The sequence below is a fragment of the Clostridium sp. KLE 1755 genome (genome assembly GCF_000466465.2).
In the GTDB taxonomy this organism is placed as follows: domain Bacteria; phylum Bacillota; class Clostridia; order Lachnospirales; family Lachnospiraceae; genus Eisenbergiella; species Eisenbergiella porci.
The window spans coordinates 103,259-110,063 of record NZ_KE992741.1 but is presented as its reverse complement, the minus strand read 5'-3'; the positions used below and the strand labels follow the sequence as shown (position 1 = coordinate 110,063).

The 6,805-nt window shown below is 50.3% G+C and carries 4 protein-coding genes; 1 reads left to right on the top strand and 3 read right to left on the bottom strand.

Going from position 1 to position 6,805, the window contains the following annotated elements; genetic code table 11:
- Window positions 1-1,222, bottom strand: a 1,222-nt coding sequence (locus HMPREF1548_RS30110) for a TIM-barrel domain-containing protein (protein ID WP_198168664.1), incomplete at its 3' end; no start/stop codon positions are given.
- A 411-nt stretch (window positions 1,223-1,633) separates the two neighbouring features.
- Window positions 1,634-2,890, bottom strand: coding sequence for a uroporphyrinogen decarboxylase/cobalamine-independent methonine synthase family protein (locus HMPREF1548_RS20865; protein ID WP_035323254.1), 1,257 nt, complete (start codon window positions 2,888-2,890; stop codon window positions 1,634-1,636).
- Between the two features lie 154 nt (window positions 2,891-3,044).
- Between HMPREF1548_RS20865 and HMPREF1548_RS20860 the strand changes: the two genes are divergently transcribed.
- Complete coding sequence (locus HMPREF1548_RS20860) at window positions 3,045-3,968, top strand: AraC family transcriptional regulator (protein ID WP_035323210.1); 924 nt, start codon at window positions 3,045-3,047, stop codon at window positions 3,966-3,968.
- Window positions 3,969-4,187: 219 nt separating this feature from the next.
- On the opposite strand, the gene HMPREF1548_RS20855 is transcribed toward HMPREF1548_RS20860, so the two are convergent.
- Entirely contained in the window at window positions 4,188-6,656 is a 2,469-nt protein-coding gene (locus HMPREF1548_RS20855) for an alpha-L-arabinofuranosidase family protein (protein ID WP_021638533.1), read from the bottom strand.
- Window positions 6,657-6,805: the final 149 nt, after the last annotated feature.

Genomic DNA, 6,805 nt, shown 5'->3' with positions numbered 1-6,805 from the left:
GCTCGCTGGAGTCGCACCACCAGGCGTCCACTCCATGCCGGAACAGCCCCCGTTCCGCCTGCTCCCAGTACAGCCGGCGGCCTTCCCCGGAAAAGGCATCGTAGATTTCACTGGCAGGCAGAAGCAGGCCTTTCTCCAGAAATTCCTGGTAGTTATCGCTCAGTTCACTCATATTCGGCCAGATGGAAATCATAAAATGCACCTTCTGTTCATGCAGCTTTTGTATCATGTCTGCCGGATCCGGGAAACGTTCCCCGTCAAAGGTTTTCTGTCCCCACAGGTTCCCCTTCCAGGACATCCAGTCAAGGACAAGGGCGTCCAGCGGGATTTTCTCCTGCCGGAACCGTTTTGCCGTTTCCACAAGCTCTACGGCGCTTTCATATCTTTCCTGGGACTGGATATAGCCGAAGGCCCAGCGGGGAAGCATGGCGGCCTTCCCGGTAAGCATTCGGAAGCCGCCTGTCACCTCATCCGCGCACTCTCCTGCCAGGAAGTAATAATCCAGATATTCATCCGCTTCCGTATACATATAAGTACCGTACTGTGTATCGTTAAATATGGCAGGGCTCTGGGTGGACAAAAGGATACCGTAGCCTTTATCGGAAAGCAGCATGGGAACGGCGATTTTCAAATTGGCCTGGTGCAGATACTGAGTGGTGTGGCGCAGGTTCCATACGCCCTCCTCCGCCTGTCCCAGTCCGTAAAGATGTTCCTCCGGCGCAAAATCAAGGTGCAGCCTGGTATGATAGAGCTTTTTATCAAAAACGCGGTCAGCCTCCCGGATCCTGCGTTTGATGCCGTCCGGCGTCTGTATCTCTTCTATCTGTGTATTTTCATTCACCACCATGCGGTAGGAATCGAACGCCTCCACGCATTTGCTTTCCCTGTCCCGTTCGGCAAGCAGCAGGCTGCCGTCTGCCCTTTCATAGAAAATGGAACCGGTGCCGCGGGCAATCCTCATCCGCAGATATCCTGTGTCCACCCGGATTTCTTTTTCTTCTTCCTTCCAGCTCCAGAAGCTGCCGCCGTCCAGGGACAAATCGGCCAGCTGCGCCCCCTGTTCCGACGCAAAACCGCCGTTTTCCGTATAGGAAACCCGGATAATCCTGTCCGTCTGCGGCAGGATGCGGATAAGCCCTGATTCCTGTTCCAGATACAGCGCCTTCCCTTCCTGATATACTCCGTTTATTTTTCTTCCTTTTCTGTGCTGTACTTCCAGCATATACATATCCTCCCCTAATCTTTTTTCTGCCTGCCGGGCATCCTTCCCGGCAGGATATCAAAGTAAGCCTTAAAACTATAGGAATATTTTTTCATACACGCCCTGGCCCTGCTGCCTGAAATATCAAAAAACAGATGCCGTACGGTACTTCACAATTTCCGTAAACCATACCTTCATTATAAAGAATATGCGCAGATTTCTTTATAGAGAAATACGACAGCTTTTCACCGCTGATGTCGCATTAACACATATTTGAAGCTGCCGGCAGCGCTTCTGTCTGAAGGGCTTTTGTTTTACAGGACATGCTTACCAAAAAACAAAAAAATGCTCTTTGCAGCCGCTTACAATTGCGACTGCAAAGAGCATCTTCCTGAGGCGTGTCTGAGAATTCATTCCTGCCGCCTGCAAACACTAACCCTTCCAGTGATTCTCAATTTCTTCTTTAATAATATCTACATACCGTTTTGCCTTGCCCACATCATGATTGATGGTATAAACATCCCTCTGTGTAATTTCCAGCTTACAGCCCTGCGCCGCCTTCAGCGTCTTGCGCATGGCGGCCCTGAGCGCGTCCTCATCCAGAACGGTGCCAAGCCCCAGAATGTTGGGCGAAGGCTTCCTGTGGAAAATTATTTTGCTGCCTGCCAGGCGTTCTCCCATATACTCTTCATTGCACCAGGGTGAAATGGAAACCTTTCTCAAATTATCCAGCTTGCTGATACAGGACTCCCAAATCGGATCCACCGGCTCACAGCAGCCGTAAGAAAGCAGCCCGTACTGTCCTGCAATTTTCTGATAGCAGGGGAAAATAAATTCTTCATACATGGCAGGCGACAGTCCAACCGTCTCCTGAGAATCCATAAATCCCCATACATCTTTCGTGGTAAAGGGACGTTTCCCATGTTCCTCCCAGCCAGGCAGTTCATGGTTATAGCACCAGCTGCCCTGCCCCAGCGATTCTCCCGCAACAGTGGGGAGAATGAGCTTATTATCTTCCAGGAAACGATAGTATTCCAGCGTATCGTCCGCAATCCTGTCCATCATTTCCTTAAACAGCTCCGGATAGTCGTAAATATTGTACATCATCTGTTCCATCTTCATAAAATGAACGACCATCTGTGTGGGAACACTGTAAAGGCATCCCATGTTCAGACGCACCGGAAGGATATCACCGAAGGCCTCCTCCAGCGCGGCGCGTCTCTTTTCCGTCCTTTCCAGGTTAACGCCGTAGGTGGATTTTTTCAGTTTGCCATAATCCTCTTCCAGATCCTCTATCACAGGCTCAAACTCATGGCCGACAGAGCCGTTCAGCCTGCGGACCTGAATCTGTATATCAAACAGCGTAAACCAGGTATCATAAGATATCGGAAAATAATCCGGCGTCACCCTGTCATCATCAAACAGCTCCTGATTCAGAAAATTGCTGTACAGCTCCGTTTCTATCTGCCTTGCGAACTCTCCTTCACATCTAAGCCTCTCAGGAATGATTTCCTGCGCAAAGGTGCCAAGCTCCAGGTGGATCATGGGCCGCTTCCCCTGCAGGGAATTGTGCTCATACCATTCTACGATGCGCTTTTTATTCTTCTCAGCCTGGGAAAGCTCCAGCTGTTTCTTCGCCAGCTCCCTCAGTACTTCCCGATCCTTCGGGCTAATATAAAATTCATCCATTTCCTTATCCCCTTTTTCTGGAATGATACTCTTTACAATCCCATTATAACCGGATAGAATAAAATTGCATCGGATGAAATTGCCCCAAAATATCAGAAAATTGCTCAACATAAACCAGGCCTGCAGCTGACTGACGCCGGAAAGGGAACTTCCTATGGGAAAAGAAAATAAAAACAAATTAATGGAACAGTGCCTTACCTCCTGGAGCGCAGATTCCTGGTCGCTCTTTTCCAATCCCAGCCAGACCGCCCAGAGCATCTTTTTCTATATGCAGGAAACCGGTTGTTTTCATACCTTTTACCCTTACTATACCGAGCGGGAAAACCTGAACTCCTTTTTGATTCTGCATACCCTTTCCGGCCGCGGCATCCTGTGCTGTCAGGGGCAGGAATATGAACTGGGCCCGGGGTCAAGCTTTTTTATCAACTGCATGGATTACCATAAATATTTTACGCCCGAAGGCTCCCACTGGGACTTTTTATGGCTGCATTTTAACGGAAGCAATGCCCTTGGCTATTTTATGGAATTTACAAAAAACGGCTTCGGCATCCTGGAAAAACAGGACGGAGCGGCTCCCTCGCGGATAGAAAGCTGTATCCGGCAGATCATGGAGCTTTATTCAAAAAAAGATATCACTACCGAGGTACTTTCTGCCCAGCTGATCACTTCGATTCTGACGGAGTTCATCCTGCGCCGCAACGCCGGCACAGGAAGCGCTTCCGCCGCAGGCGCCCTTTCCCCCGACGATATCCTGATCCCGCCCGGCATCCGGGAGGCGGAACGCTATATCAACAGGCATTTTCAGGAGCCGCTGCTTCTGGATGACCTGGCCCGGCAGCTTCATGTGAGCAAATACCACTTTATCAGGGAGTTTTCCCGGTATGTGGGCAGTTCTCCCCATGAATACCAGATCGAACTGCGGCTCTCCTACGCCAAGGAGCTTTTGAAATACACGGATCTGCCGATAAATGAAATTGCCGAACGCTGCGGGATCAACCAGGCATCCCATTTTATAAACCTTTTTAAATCAAGGGAGCATATTACCCCGCTGCAGTTTAGGAAAAGCTGGAAGCCTTGAGGGAAGGGGACGCTTATGATTGGCGTGCAGTGAGAAGGGAATGTGATATGGATACTCTTTAAGTATTGACGCTGGTACCGGTAATTTTCGCAGCACTCGTTTACATAGATAACCATCAGGACAAAAAAACAGCTATCCTCTACGTCCATAGAGGATAGCTCGCCGTCCTTTCCGCCGTCCGATCCTGTGGCAGCCGGCCGTAATTTATTGTTCCATGCATCAATCCTGTACTTTCACAAGCCGGAGCACATTTACCGAATAAGCCGGCGCCGTATAATAAAAATGGGACGATGCACCCGAGTGGCTCTGTAACACATCATGGACCTTTTCCGGTTCCTCAAAACTGTTTTCCGCCTGCTTTTCACCTGTGAGCAGGGTAACCTGATAAGCATCCTCCACCTGGCAGTCCAGGGTAATTTCCACCGCATCCTCCTCCGGCGACATATTCACTATCTTGATAATCACTTCTGAGGGGGAGTCACAGACTACGGAAGATAAAGAGGGAAAGCCGGGCACATTTACCTGATGAATACATTCCCCGTTCACATACAGCTTCATCTGCTTTCCATCCACCTCATACCTGAAATGATTAAACTCCCCGTAACGAAGCTCTGCAATACGTTCCTCGTCAAGGTTCCTGTCACTGGGAAACCTCTGTTCACGGAAGGTGCTTACCCCATTTTCCAGCGTCCAGACAAAGGGCTTCACATTGGCGGCATTCCACTCTTTCGGGGGATGGGTTTCATCCGCCATATAGACTTCCTTCGGCATACGGCCGCTGTATACACCCAGACAGATTTCCCTTCCCTCCTCTGCATAGATATCGATGTCAAAAGTCCCGGAGGTAACCTGCTCTTCACCAAATACGGCAAAAACCCTGTCCTTATCCACCCGGTAAAGCTTTTCCGCTTCTGCCCGCTGTTCTTCATCCGGCGGCAGAATACAGCTGCTCCCCTCTTCTTCCTTCACTCTTCCCATCAGCTCATGGGTAACTCCCACGGGCGTCCCGTTCCAGGAAGCATTTCTGTAACGCAACCCGGCCTGTCCCATCAGGGAGGCCATTCCCTTTACCGGCCGGTATAAAGTCCCTGTCTCCACATCCGCCTCCACCACATCTTCACCGCGGCTGTTTCCAAACATTTTCCAGACATAATAGGTAGGGATCGCTATGCTTTCCCGTTGGTTAAAGCGGATAAGGTTAGGAAACCAGGCATTGTAATCCACATTTTCAAGAAGAGGCGCATAAGAAGCCAGCTCCACCACATCCTGGTTGCGTTCCATGCCGATCAGGAAGGCAGCTTCTCCCAAAGCTCCGTACAACTGGCCTACCCAGCCCCGGACTACTGCCAGCTCTCCCAGAAAAATTTTCGGGTTCTTCCTGTCGTAATTATCATAATAATTTGTATTTTCCGCAAAGAATTCCGCAGTGCTGTAAAAATGCTCATCCACGATATCCGCCTGCAGGCCTTTTTCCTCCAGATGGGTATTGGCTATCAGCCGGATATGGGGATACCGTTTTCTTATGGCATCATAGAATTTCCGGTAGCGTACTTCATATACCTCCCCTGAATTTTCGTTACCGATCTCTATATAATTCAGTCTGAACGGCTCCGGATGCCCCATCTGCGCCCGCAGGCTTCCCCATTCAGAGGTTTTATCCCCTATGGCGTATTCGATTGCATCCAGCGTATCCTGAAGCATTGCCTCCAGCTCTTCCCCTTCAAAAAATTCAGGCATCCTTCCCTGGCAGGTCAGGCCGCAGTTGCACACATACAGCGGCTCCATGTCCAGATCCTCGCACAGCTGAAGATATTCATGGAAGCCCAGCCCATTATAGCTGCGGTAATGCCACATCAGCTGATGTCCGGGCCGTTCCCAGACAGGCCCCACTACATTCTTGAACTGCATGGCTGTTTCCGGGGAAAAACCTTCCACAATGCATCCGCCGGGAAAACGGAGGAAACGGGGCTTCAGATCTCTCAGCTTTTCCACCAGATCCCTGCGCAGTCCATGCCCCATGTAGGTATCCTCCGGCATCAGGGAACAGAAGCCGAAATTCACTTTTCCGCCTTCCGGGCAGCGGATTACCAGCCTGGCATTCCTGCCGTCACCATCCGCTGCAAAGCTGCCGTCATACCGCACATAGCCGTCACCCTCCAGAAGGAAATCCCGCTTTCCGAATTCATGTGCATCTTCCTCCACAGAAACACTTACTTTAACCGGGGTTTCCGTCCTGGCAAACATATAAAAATGATACCGCGCCCCCTCTTTCGGGGCAATTCCGCAAAAGCCCGTATTATACAGCTCACCGCCCTTTTCAAAAGCAACGGCGAGGGATACCTGTCTGTGGGCATTCAGCGTATCGTCTCTGTCCAGGCACATCTGTGCGTGATTTGTGTACCAGGCCGGAACAGGAGTATACGGCGTCCCGTTTTTCCTGATCCATCGCGAGAGTCCCTCCCCATGATTAAATTCATCTCTCCAGCCTGCCCTGCTGACGAGCGCATAGCCATCCTGCTCCGTATGGCAGTCCTTAGGCTCAATGGAATCCTCAAAGCTCCTGTTCCTGAGAAGTTCCGGATATAACCCGCCGTCTCCCGCCCTGTTGATATCTTCGAAAAAAATACCATACAGATTGGGGGCTGTTGGAAATCTTTTATTTTCTGTACGAACTGTTATTCTGCTCATTTACCTGCCTCCCTTTATGGTATGCCTTTTCTTGCGGCATACCTTCTCTTACGGCATACCTTCCCTTACGGCATGCCTCCTCTTTCGACATACCTTCTCTTGCGACATGCCTCCCCTTACGACATACCTTCCCTTTCCGCCGACAGCAG

Bases quoted from the DNA above. Each gene is read 5' to 3' on its own strand.
- HMPREF1548_RS20865 (WP_035323254.1), bottom strand. From the start codon at position 2,890: ATGGATGAATTTTATATTAGCCCGAAGGATCGGGAAGTACTGAGGGAG.
- HMPREF1548_RS20860 (WP_035323210.1), top strand. From the start codon at position 3,045: ATGGGAAAAGAAAATAAAAACAAATTAATGGAACAGTGCCTTACCTCC.
- HMPREF1548_RS20855 (WP_021638533.1), bottom strand. From the start codon at position 6,656: ATGAGCAGAATAACAGTTCGTACAGAAAATAAAAGATTTCCAACAGCC.